Raw genomic sequence first — 24,759 nt, 5'->3', positions numbered from 1 at the left:
TTCTTCCCGTATTTTTGTTCGCTTCATTACTCAAACTCTCACGATTTTTGCTTTGGGATTGAGTTTGAATGCCTCGGCAGCAGGTTCTTTTGTGGTGAAAGATATTCGTGTTGAAGGTTTACAGCGCGTCGAACCTGGTACCGTATTTAGTTATTTACCTGTGCAGGTAGGTGAAACATTTACCGATGAAAAAGGTACCGAGGCAATTAAAGCGCTCTACGGCACTGGTTTTTTTAGGGATGTTCAGATTCAGGCGCAAGGCAATATTCTGATTGTGATTGTTGAAGAGCGTTCGACGATTTCTCGTATTGAATTTACGGGCATGAAAGAATTTGACCCCGAAATGGTGCGTAAGTCTTTAAAAGCGGTTGGCGTAGCTGAAGCGCGTTTTTATGACAAAGCATTAATTGATAAGGCTGAACAGGAGTTAAAGCGCTCATACGTTGGTAAGGGGATGTATGCGGCAGAAATTGTTGCCACGGTTACCCCTCTTGAGCGAAATCAAGTGGCCGTTTACTTTAATGTCGATGAAGGACCCATTGCCAAAATTCAAGAAATTAATTTTATTGGCAATGAAGAGTTCAGTGAAAGTAATTTGAGAAGTGAGATGCAGTTAAGGACGGGTGGCTGGTTATCTTGGTATAGCAAAGACAACCTCTATTCAAAACAAAAACTCACTGCTGATCTTGAATCCATTCGTTCCTACTACCTCAATCGTGGTTATCTTGAGTTCGTGATCGAATCAACACAAGTATCTATTACCCCCAATAAAAAAGGCATTTACCTCACGATAAGTATTCGAGAAGGTAAAAAATTCACAGTCAAGGATGTGCGCTTAGCTGGTGAAACTTTGGGCAAAGAGGCTGAGCTTAAGCAGTTGATTACCTTGAAGGCTGGCGATACTTTCTCATCCGCTCGTCTAACTGAGAGTACTAAAGCGATTGCCGAGGTTTTGGGCTCCTATGGTTATGCATTTGCAACTATTAATCCGCAACCCGATATTCGCCGAGACGTGGCAGAGGTTGACCTCACATTGGTTGTTGATCCAGGCCGTCGTATTTATGTTCGTCAGGTTGCAATCTCCGGGAATGCTAAGACGCGTGATATTGTTATCCGCCGAGAAATGCGCCAGTTTGAAAGTTCATGGTTTGATAGCGACAAGATCGAGCTTTCTAAAAAGCGCTTGGGCCGTTTGGGTTACTTTACAGAGACGGATATCACAACAGAGGATGTTCCTGGCTCCCCGGATCAGGTGGATGTGAATGTAAAGGTTACTGAAAAACCAACTGGCGCTATAACACTTGGTGCTGGTTTTTCCTCAACTGAGAAACTTATTTTGTCTGTGGGTGTCAACCAGGACAATGCCTTTGGTACTGGTACGTCGATTGGTTTAAATTTCTCTATCGGTAAGATCAATCAGAATCTAGCGCTCTCAAATTACGATCCTTATTTCACAGAGGATGGGATTAGTCGCTTTACAGACCTTTTTTATAGATCATCAAAACCACTCTATTACGTTGGCGATCCCGATTACCAAATTAAATCAGTTGGCTCGAATATAAAATTTGGCGTTCCTTACACTGAGGTTGATAGAGTCTTTTTCGGTACTGGAATTGAAGCGTTTCAAATCCAGACAACCTCCAATACGCCAGTCCCTTATTTGGCTTATGCGCAAAGCTATGGAGTTGCAGCTCCAGGATATCCGGGTACTGTAAATACTTATAATGTCCCCATTGCGATTGGTTGGGCGCGAGATGGTCGTGATAGCACGTTGATTCCATCTAGCGGCTCCTTAGAGCAGTTATCGGCTGAGGCTGGTACGCCGGCGGGCAATATGACCTTTTATCGTCTTTTCGGTCAATACCAAAAGTATCACTCGTTCTCTAAGGACAATATCTTTTCATTTAATGGCGAGGTTGGATACGGTCAAGCCTACGGCAATAACCCCTCCCCAATTACTAAGAATTACTATGTCGGCGGTATTGGTTCTGTCCGCGGTTATTCACCAGGGTCTCTTGGACCGCAGTACTACAACACCACTATTAATGAGTATCAGCCAACTGGCGGCCAGTCCAAAATTGTGGGCAATGTGGAATACACCTTCCCGGTACCGGGGTCTGGCGCTGATAAAACCTTGCGTTTATTTACCTTCGTGGATGGTGGTAACGCCTTTGGGCAGAATATCAATTTAGTTCTTAGATACTCCTATGGATTGGGTTTATCATGGATATCGCCGCTTGGGCCTTTGAAGTTTAGCTATGGTATTCCGTATAAGTCACAGCCAACGGATAACATCCAGCGCTTACAGTTCCAGGTTGGTACAGCGTTTTAATTGTTTAAGGAAAGTTTTATGAAGTTTTATCAATCTTATAAATGGATTCAAGTTGGCATCTTTGCTGCCGTGTCAGCGATTTCTGCTCCACAGGTTTTTGCGCAAGATGCTGATACACGTGTTGCCGTTGTGAACTCTGAGAAAGTATTTAATGAGTCCAACCTTGCTAAGGCAATGCAAACACGTTTGCAAAATGAATTTACTAAGCGTCAGAACGATTTGCGTGATAGCGCTCAAAAAATTAAGTCTGCCGCTGAGAAGTTGGATCGCGATGCAGCGGTAATGAATGAGGCTGAGCGCGTGCGTCGTCAACGTGAGTTGGCAGATCAAGATCGTGAACTTCAACGCAAACAACGTGAATTTACTGAGGATCTAAATCAGCGCACTTTTGAAGAGCGTGCCAAGATTGCTGAAAAAGCGAATGCAGTATTAAAGCAAATTGCAGAGCAAAGAAAAATAGACATCATTGTTCAGGAAGCGGCTTATGTCAGTCCTAAGGCTGATGTTACCGATGATGTTATCAAGGCTTTAAATAGCCAGAAGTAAGCTTTATGCTGACCGCCATTGAGCTGGCCGAACAGTTTCAAACAAGTTTGATGGGGGAGAGCTCCCTCGAATTGTCAGGTCTCGCTCCGTTGGAGCGGGCGCAATCCGATCAGATATCCTTCCTTTTCAATCCGCTTTACAGACAGCAAGCCAGCAATAGTAACGCCGGAGCGTTAATTGTTAGTCAAGCCGATTTAGAGTATTTGCAAGCCAACCTTGGCGCAAACTCAAATAAGCGCACCTATTTTGTTTCTAAAAATCCCTATGCTACCTTTGCTAGGATGGCTCAGCATTTTGCCAAAGCAAGTGGCCCAATTTATCCCGCTGGAGTGCATCCGAGTGCGGTAGTTGACCCCACAGCCATTATTCCGACTTCATGTCATATCGGGCCTTTCGTACAAATTGGGGCGAGAGTGAAGTTGGGTGAGCGCGTTTCTATATTGGGTAATACCAGTATTGCTCAAGATAGTGTTATTGGAAGCGATACGCTGATCTATCCGTCGGCCTCAATCTATAACAACACTCAAATAGGTGAGCGTTGCATTATTCATAGTGGCGCTGTAATTGGGGCGGATGGTTTTGGATTTGCTTCCGATTTTTCTGCGACTGGCGGAGAATGGGTGAAGATTCCTCAGACTGGCCGTGTAGTCATTGGCAATGATGTTGAGATTGGCGCATCTACCACGATTGATCGTGGAGCAATGACTGACACGGTAATTGGTGCAGGAACTAAGATTGATAATCAGGTACAAATTGCACACAATGTGATTGTCGGAAATTGTTGTGTTATCGCTGGATGTGCTGGTATATCCGGAAGTACCAAAATTGGTAATTTCTGCATCATTGGCGGGTCGGCAAATTTCGCAGGCCATCTCACGATTGCTGATAGAACCACGGTTTCTGGCAATACCCCGATTATGCGCTCTATTAATGAGCCAGGACAGCATTTCACGGGTGTTTACCCATCCATGCTCCATGCTGCATGGGCGAAAAACGCGGCAATTTTGCGTGGTCTAGATAAAATACGTCAGCGCTTGCGCTTGCTGGATAAAAACAAATCTACAGAGTCGTAGGATTCTGTAGAACTACAATTCATTTTTACTTTTTAGCGGGTCATTTATGAGCACACCAATTGCAATCGATATTCATAAAATTCTTAAATTGCTACCGCATCGTTATCCATTTTTATTGGTTGATCGTGTGCTGGAAATCACTCCGCGTGAAAGCATTACTACTCCGCGTGAAAGCATTACTGCGTTAAAAAATGTCACAATGAATGAGCCTTTCTTTCAAGGCCACTTTCCAGATTTTCCAGTGATGCCTGGGGTATTGATCATTGAAGCATTGGCTCAAACCGCAGCTTTATTAATCCTCTCCGAGGAGCGGGCGGAAGATGCTATTTGCTACTTCGCTGGTATTGATGGGGCCCGGTTTAAGAAGCCGGTATTACCAGGAGATCAGTTGATCATGACGGCTAAGTTAGAGCGCGGTCGTGCTGGTATATATAAGTCCTCTGTTCAAGCAACAGTCGATGGCGAGATCGCAGCTGAAGCTAATATCACTTGTGCGGTACGTACGAAAGGCGCGTAATGACTCGGATTCATGCATCTGCTGTGGTAGACGGTAAGGCTGAGCTAGCTAGTGATGTTGAAGTAGGGCCATATTCCGTAATTGGTCCTAATGTAAAGATTGGTGCAGGTACAAAAGTAGGCTCGCATACTGTTATTGAAGGCTACACCACTATTGGTAAAGAGAACCACTTTGCCCACTTTGCTGCTATTGGTGGTCCTCCACAAGATATGAAATACCGCGGCGAGCTAACCCAATTAATTATTGGCGATCGTAATACCGTTCGAGAATTCACAACGATCCATACTGGCACATCACAGGATGAAGGCATTACTCGGATTGGAAACGACAACTGGATTATGGCGTATGTGCATATTGCCCACGATTGCCAAGTCGGTAATCACACCATTTTCTCCAGCAACGCGCAAATAGCTGGGCATGTCCAGGTAGGGGATTGGGCCATTGTGGGCGGTATGTCTGGCGTACATCAGTTTGTTCGAATTGGTCAGCATGCGATGTTGGGCGGTGCATCTGCGTTAGGACAAAATATTCCTCCCTTTGTGATTGCTACTGGGGATAGAGCTTCGCCTCATGGCATCAATGTTGAGGGCTTAAAGCGTCGAGGTTTTTCAAGCGAGACCATCTCGGCATTACGTCAAGCATATAAAGTTCTCTATAAGGACGGACTGAGTTTTAAAGACGCTAAAGTAGAAATTCAGAAGATGGTTGTTGCATCTGCTGATGATGCTGCTACTGCTGAGAAGCTCGCACAGTTTCACGACTTCATTGCCGCTTCAACGCGCCGCGGCATCATTCGGTAACGGAACTACTTTGCCAAAGTTAGCTTGTGTAGCAGGCGAACCTTCTGGTGATTTGCTGGCTGCACCAGTGCTGAGTGCGCTTAATCAGAGTCCAAATATGTCTGGGCTTGAGGTGTATGGTATTGGTGGCCCACGCATGCAGGCAGAAGGTATGCGCTCCGATTGGCCAATGGAAACATTGAGCGTACGCGGTTATGTTGAAGCCATTAAACAGCTTCCTGCTATTTTGAGTTTACGCAAAGAGCTTATCCATCATCTTCTCAATGAGGGGCGACCCGATGTCTATTTGGGCATTGATGCTCCGGACTTTAATTTAGGTGTTGAGCTGCAATTGCGTAAAGCCGGTATTCCAACTTTACATTTGGTGTCGCCATCTATTTGGGCTTGGAGGGCAGGGCGCATTAAGAAGATCGCTCAAGCAGTAGAGCGTATGCTGTGCATATTTCCTTTTGAAACTGAAATCTATGATCGTGTAGGGGTGGCATCCACTTATGTGGGGCATCTTTTAGCAAGCGATATTCCGCTAGAGCCTAATACTGCTAGCGCAAGAAAAATCATTGCCAAGACCCTCCATTTAGATGCCGCATCGCTTGATGGAATCCTAGTAGCAGTACTCCCTGGTAGTCGTGGTTCTGAAATTGAGCTGATTGCCCCAGTTTTTTTTGAAGCCATGCAGTTATTGAGTGAGAGATTAAAAGGTCAAAAGCTTCATTTTTTAATTCCGGTAGCAACCCCCCGATTGCGCGAGCCGCTTGAACAGCTTTTGCTTAAGACTAAGGATGCGAATCCAGATATTCAGATTCACTTGCTTGACGGGATGGCCGATGAAGTGTTGGAGGCATCTGATGTGGTCTTGATTGCGAGCGGAACAGCGACTTTGCAAGCTGCCTTATGGAAAAAGCCCATGGTGATTTCATATAAGGTGCCCTGGTTAACCGCGCAAATCATGAAGCGGCAAGGTTATTTACCTTATGTCGGTCTGCCGAATATCTTATGCGGGGGGTTTGTTGTGCCAGAACTATTGCAAGATGACGCTACTCCTGAAAAATTAGCAAATGCTGTACTAGATTGGTTGGAGCATCCAACCAAAGTTGCCGCATTGAAAGAGCGTTTCTCTCATATGCATGAAACTCTGCGGCGTCCCACAGGTTTGCTGGTAGCACAAGCAGTCGCTCAGACGATCGCAAACCATCGCAAGTCCCAATCGATATGAAGATGATTTGGGTCTGCGGTGTGGATGAAGCGGGGTGCGGACCATTGGTTGGCGCAGTGGTCGCTGGTGCTGTAGTGCTTGATCCCAATAATCCGATTGAAGGATTAAAAGACTCCAAGAAATTGACCGCTGCTCGACGTGAATTTCTCTACCAGCAGATCTTGGAGAGGTCGAAAGCCTGGGGTATTGGTGAGGCAAGCCCTGCTGAGATTGATGAGATCAATATTCTTCAGGCTACCATGCTGGCTATGCGCCGTGCCATTGAAGATCTCACCATTCGTATGGGTGCTTGGCCTGAGAAAGCATTGATTGATGGCAATCGCTGCCCAGAGTTGCCAATTTCGGCGGAGGCAATTGTGAAGGGCGATGCGAAAGAACCAGCGATTTCTGCGGCTTCTATTATTGCTAAAGTGACGCGCGATCGTCAGATGGTGGCTTTGCATGAACGTCATCCCGAGTATAGGTTTGCACAACATATGGGTTATCCAACAGAAGCCCATTTTGCAGCTCTCCAGCAATATGGTGCGTGCGATCAACATCGACGTAGTTTTTCACCAGTTCGTAAGGTATTGGAATCCATTGCAAATTAAGCTATGAACTTCGATCTCATTACCTCCAAAGAGAATCCTTTATTTAAAGAGATTCGTAATCTACAAACTACTGGTTCGAAGGGGCAGAAGGCTAGGTTAGCCAGTGGTCATGCATTATTAGAGGGGATTCATCTTGTGCAAACTTGGGTAGGTGATCCAGCCCTAAAAACTCTCTTCACCTCTGAAATGGGGCTTAAGAATTTAGAGATTTCCCAAGCGGTCTATGAGCATTTGGATGTTTGCCCCGAGACTAAGGTATATCAGCTAGATAGCGCTCTCTGGGATTTATTGAGCGATTTAGTCAATGCACCACATCTCGCTGGTTTGTTGAATCTTCCAAAATCAATAATCTCTCCCCCGCAATCTATTGCAACATTAGATGGTGATGTGGTGATATTGGATCGAGTACAAGATGCAGGTAATGTAGGTTCTATCTTGCGCACAGCCGCCGCCGCGGGTTTCACCCAAGTCATTGCTTTGTCAGGGTGCGCACATTTGTGGTCAAACAAAGTGTTGCGCGCGGGTATGGGAGCGCATCGTCTTCTAGATTTATACGAAGGTTGGTCTAACCAGCAAGTATTAAGTGCTGTAACTGCATCCTTATTATCGGCAACTGCAGATGCAGAGCAAGATCTTTACACTTTAAAAAAAGAGCTCTTTCATCCTGTTGCATGGGTAATGGGCAGCGAAGGGCGGGGCGTTTCTGAAGAGCTCTTTGCGCAAGCCAAGGGTGTCTCCATCCCTATTGACCCAAGAGTAGAGTCCTTGAATGTTTCAACGGCTGCTGCGGTATGCCTTTTTGAGACTATGCGGATTAGACGTATTTAATCTCATCTCCTATCCCTAATAAAAGCTTTATTTATCAAAGGCCTAGCACTTGGCAGTGCAGGAATGCTCATAAAATGATTAAATAATTTAAAATTATCAATAATGAAGAATCCTAGCGAGTTTCATAAACCTCCTTGTTTTAAGTCAAAAACAATTTTTTAGAAGTAGCTAAGATAGCTTCAACAACACTTATCTTTGTAAAGGCAACTTATAAGATGTTTATGGTCTTTGCAAAAGAACAATTCAATGGATTTTTTACAGAGAACGGCCAAAATACATAATGGTTGTTCTTGAATCCTTTGGCGCTGCGAAGCGCAACCTTCGTATTATTAAACCTATCTCGATTGGCCTTGCGATCGTCTTGATCGGCAACGCTTTTGTTTCTATTTAGCTGCTTTGCAAGAGTAGTGTCGAGGATCGTTTAGCGCAACTATCAAATCTGTCATCTGTCTTGGCTGAGCATACTGCTCAAACTATATTTTCGGCTAATACTGCGTTGGATAGCATTTACGATGTGATCGAATTGGCTCACATTAAAAATGAAAAGAGTTTTCGAGAGTTCGCCTCTAAAAAAGATTTATATGAAGCTTTAAAAGAGAAAGCTGGAACAAATCCCATATTGGATGTCAGTACATTTGTGGGCTCTGATGGAAAGGTTCTGAATTTTTCAAGGGAGTATCCGCCGCCAGATATCAACTTGAAGGATAGGGATTGCTTTAAATATCTAAGCGTCACCGATGATGATGTATCGACGTTCTATAGCGTCCCTGTACAAAATAAAGAGACAGGTAAATGGGTTTTTTATCTTGCTAAACGGATTAATGGCAGCAAACATGAATTTTTGAGCCTAGTACTCATTGGCGTTTCAGTTGAGATGATTTCTAACTTCTATAAGGGCGTGAGCTCTAGCTTGGGTGATGGCGCCTCTATTATTTTGTACCGAAGTGACAATACATTGCTTACACGTTGGCCCTTAGTGACTAAACAAATTGGACAGGTTAATTCTTTGGGATTGATTGAGCAATCATTAGCGCATGCTGATCTCAAAAATGGTGTCGTATTTTCATCTAATGCGGCATTTACTAATCCTGGTGAGGTGGGTATCACCAGAATGCTCTCTTATAAAAGGGTTAATGGCTATCCCTTTATCGTTGGTGCTACGCTTCCAGAATCAGTATATCTATCTAATTGGTACAAGAATGCTATTGGTGTATTGGTAGCTACCACGCTCAGCTTAATTGCGTTGATTGTTGGCACCTATTATTTGTTGGGGTCATATAGTAAAGGTGTAGAAGAGCATTACCATCGTGCAAACCACGATATTTTGACTGGTCTACCAAATAAAGGCCTATTCTTTGATCGCTTTAGTCAGGCCATCAATCAGGCTAAGCATAACAAAACAAATTTAGCAAATTTATTTATTGATCTTGATAATCTCAAAACAATCAATGACGCCTATAGCCATGATGCTGGTGATGCGTTACTTATAGAGGTTGCCAAGAGATTAAAGGCGAGTGTGCGTGTATCGGATACCGTTGGACGTATTGGTGGGGATGAGTTTGTAGTCTTATTGCTAGGTTCTGATACTGAGGCTCATGTCTTGCAAATAGCAGAAAATATTCGGCAATCACTGATGAAGCCAGTGAGTTATGAGGGTAATGAGTTGACTTCAAGCGCGAGCATTGGAATTGCTTTACATCCAATGCATGGAGAAGACGGGGTAGAGTTAATGAGACGCGCAGATGAAGCTATGTATAAGGCTAAAACCAGCGGTAGAAATCAAATCGTTTTTTCGAGTTAACACTATTGCGGCAGCTAGAGCTCTAACCCAAAATAGTTTTGTCTGATTTAATGGCTTGCAATACGGTGGTGGCAATCTCTTCAATTGATTTGTTGGTGGTGAGTGCCCATGGAATTGATTGTTTTTTCATCATTGCTGTCGCTTCATTGATTTCGTAGCGGCAGTTTTCTAGCTTCGCATAATTACTACCAGGGCGCCTTTCATTACGTATCTCTGAGAGTCGCTCGGCATCAATCATGAGGCCAAAAATTTTATGGCGATAGGGTACCAAGTCTTTTGGAAGTTGACCACGCTCAAAGTCTTCAGGAATCAGTGGGTAGTTCGCTGCCTTAAGTCCGTACTGCATTGCTAAATAGAGGCTAGTTGGCGTTTTCCCCACTCGGGAAATGCCAATTAGAATGACATCAGCTTCAGCCAGGTTTTGATTAGATTGGCCATCATCATGGGCTAAAGAGTGGTTAATAGCTTCTATGCGATTTTTATAGGCCTCGGTATCGGCGTTATGGTGCAGGCGGTTCATGGCATGAGTAGATTTCATGTCTAAAGCCGCTTCTAATGGGGCCACAAAAGTCTGGAACATATCGAGGATAAGGCCATTTGCTTTGCCAACAATCGAATTGAGCTCAGAATTCACTAAAGTGGTGAAAACAATGGGTTGCACCCCATATTTGCTAGCCGCCTGATTGATACTGCTGACAGCATCATGAGCTTTATCTACGGCTATCCACAAAAGGCACCCGAATATGCCTAAAAGTGGCCTCAAATTGGGTCAAACTTGACTGGCTGAAGTTCTCGGCCGTAATGCCGGTGCCGTCGGAGACAATAAAAATAATACGGGTTTCGTTAGACATGGATTTAGCTTAAAAGTCAGGGTCAGCACTACAATAGGATCATATTAAAGCATGCCCCATTTAGGGTGGCCGCTAGACCAGTTTCCTTATCTTTTGAGAGTATTTTATGTCCAACCAACAGCGACAAAATAGCAGTATGGTTGATGCCTATGTTTTACCTTTTGAGCAACTTCGCATGACAGATGTTGAGTCAGTCGGCGGTAAGAATGCTTCCTTAGGCGAAATGATTTCTCAATTAGCTTCAACCGGGATACGTGTGCCAACTGGATTTGTTACTACGGCATTGGCATTTCGTGATTTTCTGAAGCACAACAATTTGACTGAGCTTATTCAACAACGTTTGGATGGCTTGAATATTGATGATGTTCGTGCGTTAGCGGAAGCTGGTGCGGAGATTCGTCATTGGATTGAAACAGCGCCATTTCAGCGTAAGCTTGATGAAGAAATCCGTAAAGCATTTGCTGTTTTGGATGATTCAGGTAAAGGCTCTTTTGCTGTGCGTTCATCAGCCACCGCTGAAGACTTGCCAGACGCGTCATTTGCCGGTCAACAAGAAACTTTCTTGAACGTTGAAGGTATTGATGATGTTCTCAAGAAGATTCGTGAGGTATTTGCATCTCTTTACAACGATCGCGCTATCTCTTATCGCGTTCATAAGGGCTTTGCCCATGCTGAAGTAGCCTTATCTGCTGGTATTCAGCGAATGGTTCGCTCCGACCTTGGTGCTGCTGGCGTCATGTTTACATTAGACGCTGAGTCAGGATTTGAGGATGTAGTGTTCATTACATCAAGCTATGGCTTGGGCGAGACCGTTGTTCAAGGTGCCGTAAATCCAGATGAGTTTTATGTTTTCAAAACCACCTTAGTGCAAGGTAAAAAAGCGATCATTCGTCGCTCTTTAGGTTCGAAGTTAATTCAGATGCAATTTGCACCTAAAGGCTCTGCGGAAAAAGTACAGACTGTTGATGTATCCCCAGAGAAACGTAACCGTTTCTCTTTAGAGGATGCAGGCATTACTGAGTTGGCTAAATACGCCATGATCATCGAGAAGCACTACGGTCGTCCATGGATATTGAGCGGGGCAAAGACGGTCAAGATGGCCGTATTTACATCCTTCAAGCGCGTCCTGAGACTGTGAAGAGTCAGGCGGCCGGTCAAGTCGAGATGCGCTACAAACTCAAAGGTAGCTCTAAAGTGTTGGCAAAAGGACGTGCTATTGGGCAAAAGATTGGCGCAGGCCCTGTACGCATCATTCGCGATCCAAGCGAAATGGATCGAGTTCAGCCTGGTGATGTATTAGTTGCTGATATGACTGATCCAAACTGGGAGCCGGTAATGAAACGTGCTTCTGCGATTGTGACTAATCGTGGAGGACGTACTTGCCATGCGGCGATTATTGCGCGTGAGCTCGGCGTGCCTGCAGTGGTTGGTTGTGGCGACGCTACAGAGCATTTGCAAGACGGCATGATGGTGACTGTTTCCTGTGCCGAAGGAGATGAAGGTCATATCTATGATGGCTTGATCGAGACAGAGGTAACAGAGGTATCTCGTGGCGTATTGCCCGAGATTCCAGTGAAGATCACCATGAATATTGGTAATCCTCAATTAGCATTTGATTTCTGCCAGATCCCAAATGCGGGCGTAGGCTTGGCCCGCCTTGAGTTCATTATCAATAACTACATTGGCGTTCACCCTCGCGCAGTTTTGGAGTATCCAAACATTGACCCTGATCTTAAACGTGCAGTGGAGAGTGTTGCTCGTGGCTACGCTGGCCCACGTCAGTTCTATGAAGACAAATTGGTTGAGGGTGTAGCCACTATTGCAGCGGCTTTCTATCCAAAACCGGTCATTGTTCGTTTGTCAGACTTCAAATCCAATGAGTACAAGAAGTTGATTGGTGGATCACGTTATGAACCCGATGAAGAAAACCCAATGCTGGGTTTCCGCGGTGCCTCACGTTATGTGTCAGAAGACTTCGGCGAAGTTTTTGCCCTAGAGTGTGCAGCAATGAAGCGCGTACGTGAAGATATGGGCTTGGATAACGTGGAAATCATGGTTCCGTTTGTGCGTACGATCAAGCAAGTTGAACGCGTTATCAACATGATGGAAAAGTTTGGTCTCAAGCGTGGCGTTAATGGCCTGCGTTTGATCATGATGTGCGAGATTCCTTCAAATGCAATCTTGGCTGACCGGTTCCTAGAGTATTTCGACGGATTCTCTATTGGCTCTAACGATATGACCCAATTAACTTTGGGTCTAGATCGTGACTCCGGTATGGAATTGTTGGCCATTGACTTTGATGAGCGTGATCCAGCAGTGGAATTTATGATTGCTCGTTCAATTGATGCCTGCCGCAAACAAAATAAATACGTTGGTATTTGTGGTCAAGGCCCTTCAGATCATCCAGACTTCGCTCGTTGGCTAGTGGAGAAGGGTATTACCTCAATCTCATTAAATCCAGATAGCGTAGTGACTACCTGGGAAATGTTAGGCAAGAATCTCAAAGCCTAATTTAACAATTCGTAAAACTAAAAAGGCCTAGATTTTTCTAGGCCTTTTTAGTTTGGAACTCAGATGTGCAAGTTAACTGTGTCGCTTACTTTTTCTTGGAAGTCGACTTTTTACTAACAATTTTCTTTACTGGCTTGCTTGTTTTAGTGGCTGCGGGGGATTTAACCGCCTGCTTTTTGGATGGGGAAGATTGATTGGTACAGCACCCATTTTCTTAGCGGGAATGGGAGATGTCGCTGGATTTTTGAGCGCCACTCCAGCTGGGTTTCAGCAATCGAATTAAAAGCCTCTCGCAACCTCTCTCCCCACGATTGATGAATCATCGCAAAATAAGGATTCGCATCATCAAGAGTAACTAGTTTTGTAGCCTTTAGAGAGTTGTTTTCATAAACGAGCATATCCAGAGGCAAGCCAACTGAAATATTACTTTTTAAGGTTGAGTCCATCGAGATGAGTGCGCATTTAGTTGCTAGATTTAGTGGGGTTGTAAAGTTAAGCACTCGATCCAAAATGGGTTTGCCGTATTTGGATTCTCCAATTTGGAAATAACAAGTTTCTGGAGTGGATTCAATAAAGTTTCCAGCGGAATAAATGTTAAATAGGCGTGGCTTTTCACCTTTTACTTGGCCACCGAAAATCATATTGCAATTAAAGTCGAGCCCCGCCTTTTCAAGAGCCGCATGATCACGTTCAAAAACTTGTTTGATGGCGTTACCGACAACAACCGCGGCTTCATATGAGTTTTTAGCAGTCCACAGATTCCTGCCCTTGAAGGCTTGACCCTGAAGCAGAATTTCTTTAACAGACTGCGTGATAGCAAGATTGCCAGCGCTCATGAGAGCAAAGGAGCGATCCTTATTTTGAAATAAGGTCATTTTTCTAAAGGTGCCAATTTGGTCTACACTAGCATTTGTCCAAGTGTCAGACAAGAAAACCAGACTGTCTTTAAAGCAAAGACCAACACAATACGTCATACACTGACCCTCTTAATAATTTCTTGGAATTATCCCTTAATTGTCTAAGAGGGTTGCTATGGCAACTGTTGAATGGAAATGTTCGCAGTAAGCTCTTCACCCCCCCCCCGCCACCCGAGCGTACGCCCTTCACGGGTGCTGCTGAATAGTAATCTCGCCCAATAGCCAAGCGGATATGACGAGAATCAATTAAGCAAGCATGGGTAATATCCACGCTGGTCCAAATGCCTTGATCGATGTCGCTACAAAAATCGATCCATGCGTGGCTAGCTAAATTAGGCGATTCTTCAGCGAAAAAGTAGCCGCTCACGTAGCGCGCAGGAATGCCAGTTGCGCGACATAAGCTGAGCATAATGTGGGCATGATCTTGGCAAACACCAGATTTCATGGCAAAAGATTGCGCAACTGTAGTGGCAAAGTTGGTTTGGCCTGGAGAGTAGACAATCAAGCCTTGAGCGGCCTCGGCGAATTTAAGCACTTGATCAACAGAATTTTTCTTGGGCAGACTATAGGAGAAGTATTCCAACCTCTCCTCTGTAGGTTCGGTCAAATTAGTTTGCTGCAAAAGGTAATAAGGTGGACTGCTTTGGCGTCATCAATGAACTCAAAGGCATCTTACGTATGTAATTCACCTTCAGCCTCGATCATCATCGAGGTATAAGGACTTTCTTGTACAAATACGCTGCAGACATTGCCAAAAGTATCTATTAAGCTAGATGCCTTGACCGGGGTGCTAATTCGCCACTTATCGATTTGCTGCCCCGCAGTTGTTGGAGGTGTTAAGCGTAATTCTTGAATGGAATAACGCACTGGAGTTTCATAGCGGTATTCCGTACGATGGCGAATTTTAAGATGCATATAGTCTTCGTGATTCTTAGGCAACAGCCAGTGGAATGAGATAAGCGTTACTGAACTCATCAGCTATGTGGTTAATGCGCTCTAAGAAGGCCTCAATGAATTCTTCGAGACCTTGTTCGAATACCTCATCAATATCGGAATAATCTAAGCTTGCTTTGAGCTTTCCTAGCAAGCGTTCAATCTCTTTTGATTGTTGATTCTTCACCTCAGAAATGAGGGGGATTAATTCATTCACGCAGCATACTAAGGAACGTGGCATCTGCTTATTGAAGATCAGTGGTTCCGCTACTTGTTTGGGCGTGACTTGATCGGAGTAATTTTGACGATAAATCTCAAATGCCGACACAGAGCGTAACAAAGCGGCCCAATGATAGAAGTCAAAAAACTCTCCATCGGGTTCCATCTTCAGAAGATTTCTGTACGCCTAGAACCTTAAGGGCATCCTGATCTTCATATTTTGTTTCTAAGATACGAGCAGTATTATCAGCATGCTCTAGTAAAGTTCCCATGTTGATGAAGTAAAAAGCTTCATTCTTGAGCAGAGTGCCATAAAAGACGCTTCTAAAGAGGTGGCAACGATGTTTTACCCATTCCAGCAAGCGACACTAGGGTCAGTCTGATGTCTTGCCTCTAAGATGCGCTGTAATTCAAGCCAAGCGGTGTTCTGGGTTTCCCAAACTTCCGATGTAATTTTGCCGCGAATCATACGAGCATTTTCACGCGCAGCAAATAAGCAAGAAACAATACTAGAAGGATTACTGGTTTCATAAATCATGAAGTCCAAGACGTTCTCGCGATTGATCACAGCATATTTGCTGAGGAAAGCATCCTCTAACTTTGAAATCGTGAGTAATTTTTTCCAGCTTTGCTCTAAAAATTCAGCAGGTTGTGGGAGTAGGGAGGTTTGATGGTTTATATCCAACATGCGAGCAGTGTTCTCTGCACGTTCGGTGTAACGGGCCATCCAATAAAGACAATCAGCGGTACGACTTAACATTTTCTCTGGTTCCTCTTACTCTTCCAGTACCCAGGCGTCTTTAGTGCCGCCACCTTGGGAGGAGTTCACTACTAAAGAACCTTCTTTGAGTGCGACTCTAGTTAGGCCACCTTGGTACCATCTTGATAGTCTTTCCTGAGAGCACAAATGGCCTTAAGTCAATGTGTCTTGGAGCAACCTGACTCTACAAAGGTGGGGCAGGTGGAGAGAGCTAAAGTGGGTTGGGCAATGTATTTATCTGGGTTAGCATGAGATGCGTTCTAAATTCTTCAATCTCTGCCTTGGTTGAGGCTGGGCCTACTAACATACCGTATCCACCAGCGCCATGGGTCAGTTTGACTGCCAACTTATCTAGATTGGCTAGCGTATAAGCCAAATCATCTGGTTTGCGACACTGGAATGTAGGCACATTATTGAGGATGGGTTTTTCGCCAAGATAAACTCGATCATCTCGGGAACATATGGATAGATGGATTTGTCATCGGCAATTCCACTACCAATTGCATTTGCTAAGGTGACGCGTTACCAGCGCGATGAGCTGATAAGAGTCCTGCTACACCCAAAGTGGAATCAGAGCGGAATGCCGGTGGGTCCAAGAAATCATCATCGACACGACGATAAATCACATCAACACGCTCTGGTCCTTGAGTCGTACGCATAAAGACTTGCTCATTTTTTACAAACAAGTCCTTACCTTCCACTAGCTCAACACCCATTTGTTGCGCTAAATAGCTGTGCTCAAAATAAGCAGAGTTATACATGCCGGGGTTCGTCAGAACAACTACGTTTGGTTTTTTAACATCATCCGGCTTAACCGATTTGAGACACTCCAGTAAAAGATCTGGATAGCGCTCTACAGGTGCTACGCGGTATTTCTGAAAGAGGTCCGGAAAGAGGCGCATCATCATCTTGCGGTCTTCGACCATGTAAGACACACCCGAAGGAACGCGTAAGTTATCTTCCAATACGTAGAATTCGCCTTCACCAGCGCGAACGATATCAATACCAGCTATTTGTGCATAGATGTCGCGTGGCACACGCTCACATTATTACGCATCTCAGGTCGATATTGAGCATTGTTATAAATTTGTTCGGCGGGGACAATTCCCGCTTTAATAATCTCTTCATCGTGATACACGTCGTAGATGAAGCGGTTCAGTGCTTTTACCCGTTGACGCAGACCAGCCTCGAGTTGCTCCCATTCTTTGGCAGTAAATATTCGAGGTACCTGATCAAAAGGAATAGTTCTTTCTGAGCCGAGATCATCTCCATAGACGGCAAAGGTAATGCCTACCCGTCTAAAGATGAGGTCAGCTTCAGCACGCTTGAGACCCATGAGGGTGTCGCTTTGCTGTTTTAACCAGTTGTGGAAGATTTGGTAGTGGGAACGCGCTTTGCCTGCGGCGTCGAGCATTTCATCAAAAGGCAATTTCATAGTTATAAAACTAATGCCTTTTATAAGTAATAGGTAGGTGATTTTGAAGCGGCTTGGTGCTAACTTGCACCATAAAAGTGCATAAATGAGAGATTGCTGGCTCTAAAGTCGGTCCAACCGAGTTTTTGACTACTTAGGCGTTCAAATCACCCCGAGCGATACGTCCTTTTTGTACTTCCCATTCACGTTCTTTAGTCGCAGCACGTTTGTCATGCTGCTTTTTACCTCTAGCTAGACCAATTTCGCATTTCACATTCCCTTTTGAGAAGTGCAGATTCAATGGGACTAGCGTGTAACCCTTTTGCTCCACTTTACCAATCAGCTTGCGGATTTCAATAGCGTTGAGCAATAACTTCCTGGTGCGGGTGTTATCGGGAACGATATGGGTGGAGGCAGATAGCAAGGGGGTGATATGGCAGCCAATCAAAAACAGCTCCGCCTTGCGAATGACGACATACGCTTTTTTAATGTGCACGCGATCTGCACGAACGGCTTTTACCTCCCAGCCCTCCAGAACAAGCCCTGCTTCGAAGCGCTCCTCGATAAAATAATCAAAAAAGGCTTTTTTGTTATCAACGATACTCATATTTATTTAGCTCTCAGGAACGATTATGGCAGACGTCTACAAGACCGTTTTAATTGACCAGTCAGCTGACCGCATGTATAGCTTAGTCACTGATGTCGCCCGCTATCCAGAATTCCTGCCTTGGTGTGGTGGGGTGGAAATTTTTGAGCAAACTGAGACAGTCCTCGATGCCAAAATCAATATTCACTTCAAAGGCATCACACAGTATTTTCATACTCGTAACGTCAACCATCGTCCAGAAACCATTGATATGGTCTTTGTAGATGGGCCGTTTAAGCATTTTTCGGGGCAGTGGAACTTTATTCCGCTAAGGGAAGACGCCTGCAAGGTGGAGTTCAAACTTCACTGGGAGTTTAAGAGCGTTATTCTCGATAAGATTATTGGTCCCGTATTTGGTCATATTGCCGGTACCTTTATGGATTGCTTTGTAAAGCGAGCGGAGGATCTCTATGGTTGACCGGTCACTTGACCTTTTGCTATGTGATGCCAGGCAGGGTGAGCCAGTCTTAAGACCTTTTAAGCTAATCATTGACGGCAATGAGGCTCCAACCGTTGGACTAGCCTTGATTCAGGCTGGGATTGCTGTTGGTCCAGATGACCCTGTTTTAGCGAGAAAGGGCTCCTTTGGAGTCTTTGGCAAGCGTAAAGAATGGGATAGCCCCATCTATGCTGGCGATCGCTTAGAGCTTTATTCCCCGCTATTAATTGATCCCAAGACGGTTAGACGCAAGAAGGCTAATCAGAACCAAGATGCTAAATTCCAGGCCGCCGCAGCTAAAAGAAAGGCTAGGAGGCTATAATCTGTTTTTGCGACTAGGGGTTTTGCATGCGACTCATTCAAAAAGCACTCACTTTTGACGATGTGCTCCTCGTACCGGCCTATTCATCGGTACTCCCTCGAGATGCCAGTTTGGCAAGTAAGTTGACTCGAGAAATTTCACTTAATACACCATTGGTGTCCGCTGCTATGGATACTGTCACTGAAGGTCGTTTGGCAATTGCCATGGCTAGTGAAGGCGGCATTGGCATCATTCATAAAAACTTGAAGCCTGCTGAACAAGCGCGCGAAGTTGCCAAAGTAAAACGATATGAATCTGGCGTACTGCGTGATCCAATCACGATCAGCCCTGACGTAACTTTGCGTCAAGTGATTCAGCTCTCTCGTGAGCATGGCTTTTCCGGCTTCCCAGTGCTCGTTGGCAAAGAGGTGGTGGGCATCATCACGAATCGCGATTTGCGCTTTGAAGAAGATTTAGACGCTCCAGTAAAAAACAAGATGACCCCATGCGAGCGTTTAATTACTGTTAAAGAAGGTGGCTCATTAGAAGAAGCAAAGCGCTTGATGAGTCAACATCGCTTAGAGCGTGTACTGGTTGTCAATGATCGGTTTGAATTACGCGGATTAATCACCGTGAAAGATATTCTGAAGGCTACAGAACATCCGAATGCTTGTAAAGACAGCGAAGGCAAGCTTCGTGTGGGCGCGGCAGTGGGTGTGGGCCCGGACAATGATGAGCGAATTGAGCTCTTAGTACGTGCTGGTGTTGACGTGATTGTGGTTGATACGGCGCATGGCCACAGCCAGGGCGTATTAGATCGCGTCAAATGGGTGAAGCAAAACTTCCCACACGTGCAAGTGATTGGTGGCAATATTGCTACAGGCGATGCTGCAAAAGCATTGGCTGATCACGGTGCCGATGGTGTCAAAGTTGGTATTGGCCTCGGATCAATTTGTACCACTCGTATTATTGCTGGTGTAGGCGTTCCTCAGATTACGGCAATTGTGAATGTCGCAACTGCTCTCAAAGGCACTGGTATTCCATTGATTGCTGATGGTGGCGTTCGTTACTCTGGTGACGTTGCTAAAGCATTGGCAGCTGGCGCAAGTTCTGTGATGATGGGTGGCATGTTTGCTGGCACTGAAGAAGCGCCTGGTGAAGTATTTTTGTATCAAGGCCGCTCTTACAAGAGTTATCGCGGAATGGGTTCTTTGGGTGCGATGGCTGATGGTTCGGCTGATCGTTATTTCCAAAGCGATATCGTTGCCAATGCTGAGAAGCTTGTGCCTGAAGGCATTGAAGGTCAAGTTCCTTACAAAGGTAGCGTACTGGCAATCTTGCATCAACTCACTGGCGGTATTCGTTCTTCCATGGGTTACCTTGGATGTAGAACAATTGATGAGTTGCATGAAAAAGCCAACTTTGTAGAGATCACTTCAGCTGGCGTACGCGAGTCGCATGTCCATGATGTGAAGATCACTAAAGAAGCGCCAAATTACCATGTTGATTAAGACTTAGATTAGGGCAGCTCCTTTTCGTGCACGACAAAATACTGATTCTCGACTTTGGTTCACAAGTAACTCAACTTATTGTTCGGCGCGTGCGCGATGGCCGCGTATATTCGGAGATCCATCCTTATGATTGTGATCCAGAATTCATCCGCAAATTCATTCAAGAGCAGGGCGGCAAAGGCATCATTCTGTCGGGTGGCCCAAGTTCAGTTACTGAAGAAGGTAGTCCAAGAGCCCCTCAGATTGTTTTCGAGCTTGGCGTTCCCGTTCTGGGAATTTGTTACGGCATGCAAACCATGGCTACCCGATTGGGTGGAGCGGTTGCATCGGCTGAGTCCTTAGGTAAGGCGCGTGAGTTTGGTTACTCTGAAGTAAGAGCTCATGGTCATACTCATTTGCTTAAAGGTATTCAAGATTTCTCTACCAGTGAGGGCCATGGCATCCTCAAAGTGTGGATGAGTCATGGCGACTTCGTCACGACATTGCCTCCATCCTTTAAGTTGATGGCTTCAACTGAGTCCTGCCCCATTGCTGGCATGGCGGATGAAGAACGTCGTTTCTATGCATTTCAGTTTCATCCTGAGGTGGCTCACACTATCCAAGGTACTGCCATTATTGAGCGCTTTGTGCATGAGATTTGTAAGTGCAAGCCAGATTGGGTAATGGGTGATTACGTTGCTGAGGCTGTAGACAATATTCGCAAGCAAGTGGGCGATGAAGAAGTGATTCTGGGTCTATCTGGTGGCGTTGATTCTAGTGTTGCTGCCGCCTTGCTTCACCGAGCAATTGGTGATCAACTCACGTGTGTCTTTGTTGATCATGGTCTTCTGCGTTTGAATGAAGGCGACATGGTGATGGAGATGTTCGCACGCAACTTGGGTGTGAAAGTGATCCGTATTGATGCTAAAGAGACTTTCATGGGTAAGTTAGCAGGTGTTGCTGATCCAGAGGCAAAACGCAAGATCATCGGTAAAGAATTCGTGGAAATTTTCCAAACTGAATCTGGAAAAATTAAGAATGCCAAATGGCTTGCTCAAGGAACTATCTATCCAGATGTAATTGAGTCTGCCGGTAAAGATAAGAAGGGCGCGCATACCATTAAGAGTCACCATAACGTTGGTGGCTTGCCAGAGGATATGCATCTCAAATTGCTTGAACCGTTGCGTGAGTTGTTCAAGGATGAAGTGCGCGAGCTTGGTGTTGCACTGGGTTTGCCGCGCGAGATGGTGTATCGCCATCCATTCCCAGGGCCTGGTCTAGGTGTTCGTATCTTGGGCGAGGTGAAGGCTGAATTTGCGAGCTTATTACAGCGCGCTGATGCCATCTTTATTGAAGAGCTGCGCAATACGATCGATGAAGCTAGTCAAAAATCTTGGTATGACCTCACTAGTCAAGCATTCGCAGTATTCTTGCCAGTCAAGTCTGTTGGTGTAATGGGTGATGGTAGAACATATGAATATGTGGTTGCCCTCAGGGCAGTGCAAACTCAAGATTTTATGACGGCACACTGGGCTCGCTTGCCACATGAATTACTTGGCAAAGTCTCCAATCGCATCATCAATGAAGTGCGTGGCATCAATCGCGTTGTCTATGACATCAGTGGAAAACCGCCAGCAACGATTGAGTGGGAATAATAGGCGTTACAAGGGTCGCAATAAAAGCTTCTTAAAGCACTGTTTTTGTGCCGGGGAAATTAAGGCGATTTCCTTTTACGCATTGCCACTATCAAGATTAATAAGCCCGTAAAAATCATGACAACTGCAGCAATATGAGTTGCGATCATTGCATGAATAAACTCGATAAAAAATCGCCATTCATTGGCTGATTTCGCCCAAAAATCGTTTGATTTAAAAAAATTAGAAAACTTTTCCTGAAGAGCTGATAGTCCAAAGTAGTTGGCAATCAAAACAAACCCGTTGAGTACCAGTAGTAATCCAAAGACTATTTCAACGGTAAATGAAATGCGCTTATACCTGCGGTCCGATCTTTCATCTTTCTTTCAGACTCCTTCGGCTTAATATCTGGATGATGGTATGAGGTGTAAAGAGTTACTTTAGACCGCTTGCTAGAGTTTAAGCAGTTTTGGGGCCTAAATAATAATAAATTAAGGGCTAATACCGACTAAAATAAAACTGCAAAATAACAAATACCTTGTTGATTTAATAACTTCACGGTTCACGAGACAATTCAGGCATAGGTCCTATAGTTAACGATGACCCTTTTTCATGACATATTCACTCCACAAGTGCTTGAATGGATGGCAAGGTTTTGCTTTGGCTATCCTTTTGTCATGTCCTGGTACTGGATTGTTGGGTCAATTCTGTATTGGTTTATTCGTGAGCGCCATAGATCAGAATACACGTCGCCCCCACATCTTCTTGAAACACCATTAGTTTCTGTTCTGTTCCCTTGTTTCAATGAGGCAGATCAATTACATGAAACTATGGTGGTATTAATGGATTTTCTCGCTACCCAAATTATGAAGCCATTGCCATCAATGATGGCTCAAGCGATAACACCGGAGAAATATTAGATCAACTGGTTCATCAATACCCGAATCTGCGAGTCGCGCACCTTGTTGAAAATTATGGAAAGTCAACAGCATTGAATGCGGGATTATTGATGGCTCGCGGAAACTTATTGGTTTGCATTGACGGCGATGCTTTACTGGATCCCCATGCAATCCATTGGCTAGTGTTTCGTTTTCTAACGAATGACAGATTAGGCGGCATCAGCGGGAACCCTCGTATTCGAAATCGATCAACTCTATTGGGTAAGTTGCAAGTAGGTGAGTTTTCTTCGATAGTTGGCATGATTAAGTGAACCCAGTCTATATATGGCGCTCTATTTACTGTATCTGGGGTGGGGGTTTGTGCGTTCAGAAAAATAGCAGTGATGGAAGCGGGCTTATGGGCCCCAGAGGCAATGACCGATGATGTGGATCTAACACTGCGAATCGAAGCAAAAGGCTGGGGGTTGCTTTTGAACCCCATGCTTTATGCTGAATTTTGATGCCCGAAACGCTCAGAGGTCTATGGAATCAGCGAGTGCGCTGGTCCGAAGGTGGTTCCCAGGCCGCCATTAATGCCACCAAAGCCATTTTTCGATCACGCCCATTCACTTGGTCACTCCTTTTGATTTGGAGTAACTTCTTTGTTAGTACCTTATGGGCATTTTGCATTGTGATCTGATTTACCTTGCTCAATGTCAATCAATTTTTAGAGGGTGATGTCTTCACCATTTATCAAAATTTTCTGCCACATTGATGGGGAATTATTTTGGCGAGCACCTATCTCCTCCAGTCCTTGGTTGGATTAGCGCTTGATCGCCCGTACGATAAGACATCGCTTAAATCATTTGGATGGATTATTTGGTATCTATTGCTGTATTGGTGTCTGCAAACTTGTAGCTGTGTCGTAGGCTTTACTAAAGCCTTATTTAGGCCGGCAAAAATCAAAGGCACATGGGTTAAGTCCAGATAGGGAGGTGAGATGAAAGGAATTCCACAAATCAATTGGCCGCCCATCATCAATGACGACAAAATTCCGCTATGGATTAGGTTGCGCGATATAGTGCTTACCACGAGTGCGTGGATAATTATTGTATTAACTTTGCATAACTTCCTGTGGCTCGTTTTTGACTTTTTCTCCGATCCCATTTTTGAACTGACTAATACTGACACAGTTAACTGGTCAGTAATTTGGCAGAAGTTATCAAGGTTTTTATATCGCCCTTGGATTAGTGGTTTGGATCTGTTTTCTTGGCTTGTGGAGAAAGAAAATTATCAACAGTACAAGATATATTAAGACCGCCAGTCCGGCAGAGCAGATAAAAAAGCTTGAAATTGAATTAGGTGTATTGCCAGCAGATGTTGAAAATTGGCATGATATAAGACCGGCACAGGTTTTTATCAATAGCGATAATCGCATTTATAAAATTATTCTATTCACAAAGAACTAAATTGTGCTTTAAATACTATGCACCTCTGATCGCTGTATTTTTGCAAATACCATTTGCATTGGTGTGTGGGCAAACATCTTCAGCAGAATTGGAATATCAAAAAGCTTTAGAGCTTAATAAATCTGCTAATTATCTAGAGTCTGCCAAAATCCTTAAAGCTCTCATGATTTCCAATCCAGAAATTGAGCGCTATAAACCTGATTACATAGCTGTAGCTAGCAACGCCAATCTGTGTAGCGAGGTTGTGAAATTTGGAAATAAAAACCACCTTACCCATGCGCCGGTTTATGTCCAAGAAGCCATCTTCTCTTGTATTGCCAAATTGGATTCTTATGCTAAAGCGGAAGAAGTTGCTAAATCAATTTTAGGCAATCACGGTAAGAATGAATCCATTGAATTGAATATGGTGGTTCTGGCGTGAAATCAAAAGAAATTTGATGCTGTTCTCTATTGGAGCGCGCGCTTTTTGCGAGATTATCCTAAAAACCAATCTGCTTGGGAGCTCAGAGCGGGTGCACTTTAGGATGTTGGTGATCGATATGCAGCCCTTTTAATTTATGACGATATCAATCGATATCATCCAAAGGATTCGGGAAC

At 44.6% G+C, this 24,759-nt stretch carries 20 protein-coding genes and 4 pseudogenes; 17 read left to right on the top strand and 7 right to left on the bottom strand.

What is annotated here, in order from left to right; all coding sequences use genetic code 11:
- Positions 1–25 precede the first annotated feature (25 nt).
- The 9 genes from bamA to DXE37_RS07830 all read left to right on the top strand — a co-directional run bounded on the left by bamA (position 26) and on the right by DXE37_RS07830 (position 9,700).
- Positions 26–2,332 (top strand): outer membrane protein assembly factor BamA, encoded by a 2,307-nt coding sequence (gene bamA / locus DXE37_RS07870; protein WP_415067144.1) that lies wholly within the window; start codon positions 26–28, stop codon positions 2,330–2,332.
- Between the two features lie 18 nt (positions 2,333–2,350).
- A complete protein-coding gene (locus DXE37_RS07865) occupies positions 2,351–2,878 on the top strand; it encodes an OmpH/Skp family outer membrane protein (RefSeq protein ID WP_114637570.1) in 528 nt (175 codons plus the stop codon).
- Between the two features lie 5 nt (positions 2,879–2,883).
- Positions 2,884–3,951, top strand: a complete 1,068-nt coding sequence (lpxD, locus tag DXE37_RS07860) for a UDP-3-O-(3-hydroxymyristoyl)glucosamine N-acyltransferase (protein ID WP_114637099.1) — start codon at positions 2,884–2,886, stop codon at positions 3,949–3,951.
- Between the two features lie 46 nt (positions 3,952–3,997).
- Positions 3,998–4,468 (top strand): 3-hydroxyacyl-ACP dehydratase FabZ, encoded by a 471-nt coding sequence (gene fabZ / locus DXE37_RS07855; protein WP_114637098.1) that lies wholly within the window; start codon positions 3,998–4,000, stop codon positions 4,466–4,468.
- Entirely contained in the window at positions 4,468–5,268 is an 801-nt protein-coding gene (lpxA, locus tag DXE37_RS07850) for an acyl-ACP--UDP-N-acetylglucosamine O-acyltransferase (protein ID WP_114637097.1), read from the top strand. Before fabZ ends, lpxA begins: the two co-directional genes overlap by 1 nt.
- A gap of 10 nt (positions 5,269–5,278) precedes the next feature.
- Positions 5,279–6,481 carry a lipid-A-disaccharide synthase gene (gene lpxB / locus DXE37_RS07845; RefSeq protein WP_231971273.1) on the top strand — a complete coding sequence of 401 codons (1,203 nt, stop codon included), beginning with the start codon at positions 5,279–5,281 and terminating at the stop codon, positions 6,479–6,481.
- A complete protein-coding gene (gene rnhB, locus DXE37_RS07840) occupies positions 6,478–7,071 on the top strand; it encodes a ribonuclease HII (RefSeq protein ID WP_174221036.1) in 594 nt (197 codons plus the stop codon). Before lpxB ends, rnhB begins: the two co-directional genes overlap by 4 nt.
- A 3-nt stretch (positions 7,072–7,074) precedes the next feature.
- On the top strand, positions 7,075–7,899 hold the full coding sequence (locus DXE37_RS07835; RefSeq protein ID WP_114637094.1) for a TrmH family RNA methyltransferase: 825 nt from the start codon (positions 7,075–7,077) through the stop codon (positions 7,897–7,899).
- 451 nt (positions 7,900–8,350) lie between these two features.
- Entirely contained in the window at positions 8,351–9,700 is a 1,350-nt protein-coding gene (locus DXE37_RS07830; protein ID WP_114637093.1) for a bifunctional diguanylate cyclase/phosphodiesterase, read from the top strand.
- A 22-nt stretch (positions 9,701–9,722) separates the two neighbouring features.
- On the opposite strand, the pseudogene ppsR reads toward DXE37_RS07830, so the two are convergent.
- Positions 9,723–10,551 (bottom strand): annotated as a pseudogene (ppsR, locus tag DXE37_RS07825) (posphoenolpyruvate synthetase regulatory kinase/phosphorylase PpsR).
- A gap of 106 nt (positions 10,552–10,657) precedes the next feature.
- Between ppsR and ppsA the strand changes: the two are divergent.
- Positions 10,658–13,062, top strand: a pseudogene (ppsA, locus tag DXE37_RS07820) (phosphoenolpyruvate synthase).
- A gap of 161 nt (positions 13,063–13,223) precedes the next feature.
- On the opposite strand, the gene DXE37_RS07815 reads toward ppsA, so the two are convergent.
- From DXE37_RS07815 to smpB, 6 genes and pseudogenes are all read right to left on the bottom strand, one after another.
- A complete protein-coding gene (locus DXE37_RS07815) occupies positions 13,224–13,991 on the bottom strand; it encodes a peptidase (protein WP_197713174.1) in 768 nt (255 codons plus the stop codon).
- Positions 13,992–14,007: 16 nt separating this feature from the next.
- Positions 14,008–14,586, bottom strand: a complete 579-nt coding sequence (locus DXE37_RS11690) for a transglutaminase-like domain-containing protein (protein ID WP_197713173.1) — start codon at positions 14,584–14,586, stop codon at positions 14,008–14,010.
- 65 nt (positions 14,587–14,651) lie between these two features.
- Complete coding sequence (locus DXE37_RS11685) at positions 14,652–14,894, bottom strand: transglutaminase N-terminal domain-containing protein (RefSeq protein ID WP_197713172.1); 243 nt, start codon at positions 14,892–14,894, stop codon at positions 14,652–14,654.
- A 16-nt stretch (positions 14,895–14,910) separates the two neighbouring features.
- A pseudogene (locus DXE37_RS07805) lies at positions 14,911–15,891 on the bottom strand (alpha-E domain-containing protein).
- A 15-nt stretch (positions 15,892–15,906) separates the two neighbouring features.
- Positions 15,907–17,326 (bottom strand): annotated as a pseudogene (locus DXE37_RS07800) (circularly permuted type 2 ATP-grasp protein).
- A 133-nt stretch (positions 17,327–17,459) separates the two neighbouring features.
- Positions 17,460–17,912 carry an SsrA-binding protein SmpB gene (gene smpB / locus DXE37_RS07795; protein WP_114637092.1) on the bottom strand — a complete coding sequence of 151 codons (453 nt, stop codon included), beginning with the start codon at positions 17,910–17,912 and terminating at the stop codon, positions 17,460–17,462.
- 25 nt (positions 17,913–17,937) lie between these two features.
- Between smpB and DXE37_RS07790 the strand changes: the two genes are divergently transcribed.
- The 7 genes from DXE37_RS07790 (at position 17,938) to DXE37_RS07745 (ending at position 24,583) form a co-directional block, all read left to right on the top strand.
- Positions 17,938–18,369, top strand: coding sequence for a type II toxin-antitoxin system RatA family toxin (locus tag DXE37_RS07790; RefSeq protein ID WP_114637091.1), 432 nt, complete (start codon positions 17,938–17,940; stop codon positions 18,367–18,369).
- The gene (locus tag DXE37_RS07785; RefSeq protein WP_114637090.1) at positions 18,362–18,712 is read left to right on the top strand and encodes an RnfH family protein; all 351 of its coding nucleotides are present in this window, start codon (positions 18,362–18,364) and stop codon (positions 18,710–18,712) included. Before DXE37_RS07790 ends, DXE37_RS07785 begins: the two co-directional genes overlap by 8 nt.
- Positions 18,713–18,738: 26 nt before the next feature.
- Positions 18,739–20,202 carry an IMP dehydrogenase gene (gene guaB, locus DXE37_RS07780; protein WP_114637089.1) on the top strand — a complete coding sequence of 488 codons (1,464 nt, stop codon included), beginning with the start codon at positions 18,739–18,741 and terminating at the stop codon, positions 20,200–20,202.
- A gap of 26 nt (positions 20,203–20,228) precedes the next feature.
- The gene (gene guaA / locus DXE37_RS07775; RefSeq protein ID WP_114637088.1) at positions 20,229–21,836 is read left to right on the top strand and encodes a glutamine-hydrolyzing GMP synthase; all 1,608 of its coding nucleotides are present in this window, start codon (positions 20,229–20,231) and stop codon (positions 21,834–21,836) included.
- A 578-nt stretch (positions 21,837–22,414) separates the two neighbouring features.
- The gene (locus tag DXE37_RS07765; RefSeq protein ID WP_162786232.1) at positions 22,415–22,735 is read left to right on the top strand and encodes a hypothetical protein; all 321 of its coding nucleotides are present in this window, start codon (positions 22,415–22,417) and stop codon (positions 22,733–22,735) included.
- Positions 22,654–23,025 carry a glycosyltransferase gene (locus DXE37_RS07760; RefSeq protein ID WP_114637085.1) on the top strand — a complete coding sequence of 124 codons (372 nt, stop codon included), beginning with the start codon at positions 22,654–22,656 and terminating at the stop codon, positions 23,023–23,025. The genes DXE37_RS07765 and DXE37_RS07760 overlap by 82 nt, the downstream gene beginning before the upstream one ends.
- 1,177 nt (positions 23,026–24,202) lie before the next feature.
- Positions 24,203–24,583, top strand: coding sequence for a hypothetical protein (locus DXE37_RS07745; RefSeq protein WP_231971271.1), 381 nt, complete (start codon positions 24,203–24,205; stop codon positions 24,581–24,583).
- The last annotated feature ends 176 nt before the right edge of the window (positions 24,584–24,759 follow it).

Source organism: Polynucleobacter necessarius, from assembly GCF_900095205.1.
Lineage (GTDB): Bacteria > Pseudomonadota > Gammaproteobacteria > Burkholderiales > Burkholderiaceae > Polynucleobacter > Polynucleobacter necessarius_E.
The sequence above is the reverse complement of the archived record's forward strand: the minus strand, read 5'-3'. Positions and strand labels throughout refer to the sequence as shown.

Bases quoted from the DNA above. Each gene is read 5' to 3' on its own strand.
- guaB (WP_114637089.1), top strand. From the start codon at position 18,739: ATGCGACTCATTCAAAAAGCACTCACTTTTGACGATGTGCTCCTCGTA.
- DXE37_RS07790 (WP_114637091.1), top strand. From the start codon at position 17,938: ATGGCAGACGTCTACAAGACCGTTTTAATTGACCAGTCAGCTGACCGC.
- DXE37_RS07865 (WP_114637570.1), top strand. From the start codon at position 2,351: ATGAAGTTTTATCAATCTTATAAATGGATTCAAGTTGGCATCTTTGCT.
- DXE37_RS11685 (WP_197713172.1), bottom strand. From the start codon at position 14,894: ATGCATCTTAAAATTCGCCATCGTACGGAATACCGCTATGAAACTCCA.
- lpxD (WP_114637099.1), top strand. From the start codon at position 2,884: ATGCTGACCGCCATTGAGCTGGCCGAACAGTTTCAAACAAGTTTGATG.
- fabZ (WP_114637098.1), top strand. From the start codon at position 3,998: ATGAGCACACCAATTGCAATCGATATTCATAAAATTCTTAAATTGCTA.
- lpxA (WP_114637097.1), top strand. From the start codon at position 4,468: ATGACTCGGATTCATGCATCTGCTGTGGTAGACGGTAAGGCTGAGCTA.
- DXE37_RS07785 (WP_114637090.1), top strand. From the start codon at position 18,362: ATGGTTGACCGGTCACTTGACCTTTTGCTATGTGATGCCAGGCAGGGT.
- rnhB (WP_174221036.1), top strand. From the start codon at position 6,478: ATGAAGATGATTTGGGTCTGCGGTGTGGATGAAGCGGGGTGCGGACCA.
- DXE37_RS07835 (WP_114637094.1), top strand. From the start codon at position 7,075: ATGAACTTCGATCTCATTACCTCCAAAGAGAATCCTTTATTTAAAGAG.
- smpB (WP_114637092.1), bottom strand. From the start codon at position 17,912: ATGAGTATCGTTGATAACAAAAAAGCCTTTTTTGATTATTTTATCGAG.
- DXE37_RS07765 (WP_162786232.1), top strand. From the start codon at position 22,415: ATGACCCTTTTTCATGACATATTCACTCCACAAGTGCTTGAATGGATG.